General features: G+C 39.1%; 2 protein-coding genes. Both read right to left on the reverse strand.

The genetic code is table 11. The features are described from left to right. The coding region (locus G4417_RS16420; RefSeq protein WP_173684228.1) for a hypothetical protein at nt 1–223 on the reverse strand (223 nt) is incomplete at its 3' end. A gap of 2 nt (nt 224–225) precedes the next feature. Then, a partial coding sequence (locus G4417_RS16425) for a transposase (protein WP_173684229.1) occupies nt 226–1,530 on the reverse strand: 1,305 nt, incomplete at its 5' end.

Here is a 1,530-nt window from a genome sequence, read left to right on the forward strand (position 1 = left end):
CCTCTTCAGATTTACTGTGCAGGTACTGCATGATTTCTTCATAGCTCCGTCCACTCTGTGCTATAGCATCCAATAACTTTTTCTGGCGAAGTGCATCCCTCTTATCCAATAAATCTTTTAATGTTGCTGCCGCAGCATCATACCGATGCTTTGCTTTCACCAGATCCCGCTGTGCTTTTTCAATTTTAGTGTCCAGTAGTTCTGCGTTTATTTCACGTGCCATATTTACCGCCTTTCTTTCTGAATGTTTGATTTCTTAAGTGTATTACTGATCTCTCCGGCTCGATAAGTAATGTTTCCTTCATTCATCCCAAAAGCCTTTAAGATTTTTTTCTGCTTTGCTGTTACAGCATGGTCCAGCCGGTATACATTATCCGTCTGGCGTGTCATTTCAATCTTCTCAAGTTCCCTGATTGCTGCCGGAACTGTCATATAATTCTGTTTCTTCTCAAGTTTTTCGTTCTCTTCCTGTAATGCAGTATAAATTTTGTTTCGGATTATCAGTGCGATGAATTGTGTAAAAATCCTTCCCTCAACTCCTTCGTTTGTATGTGAACGCATGCTCTTGTTTCCAAGGAATGATTTATCAGAGGCAAAAAGTTTCTCAGATACATCACGGCTCTTATAAAGATGCAGTGCTTCCTTTGCGGTCATCCTTTCGGATGTAATAATAACAAAGTATCCGCATAATGATATTTCCCGTTCTGTCACAGTTGTTTTTTCTTCCGGATATAAAAACACGCCATCTTTATCGTAGTGAAGATAAAAGTATTTTTCGTAAGCTGAACCGAACTCTACTGTTTCATTCTGATGTGACATCAGCAAAGCTGTCCGCTCTCTCAGTGCGTTTTCAAAATGCTCCCGTTCATCAGCATCTTTTGAAATACTATGATAAATATGAATGTATCTCTTTTTTTCATCGCCTTCAAATAAAGTCCTTTGTACTGTTTTTCCATACACACCATAGGCATTCATGTCACAAGAGCGCTTATTTTCGAACGTTCCTTTGTTCTCTAAGATCAAATCACTTATGAAAGAAGACATGCCTTTAGCCATGATCACAAAACTATAACCACATTCGTCTAAATAGCGTATATTTCCACGGCTGAAATATCCCCTGTCCAAAATGAAACCGATTTTTTTATAGCCATACCCAGTGATTTTACCAAGCATGGTCCTAAGCTGTGATACGTCGTTAATACTTCCAGGATAGGCTTCATAAAAGAGTGGTTCTTTATTCTTAAGATCATATCCAACCGAATAGTTGATGATAGCTGAACCGATATCTGTCTTGGCATGACCGAATTCAGCCAGTTCAATCTCTCCGGCCTGACAGTTCTTATTCGTAGAATCATAGGAAATATAAATACGCTCCCTTCGATTTCTCTTTGCATTCCATTCATTCAGAAAGCCTGTACTCTTATCCTTGGTGATGCTCTTAAAGAAATCACTTACCGACGCATCACTATAGATCTTCATACCAGAACTATACAGTGGATGATTGTATGCGTAATCCGGATAATGCTGTGC

Origin of the sequence: Blautia wexlerae, assembly GCF_013300825.1 — a bacterium.
Lineage (GTDB): Bacteria > Bacillota > Clostridia > Lachnospirales > Lachnospiraceae > Blautia_A > Blautia_A wexlerae_B.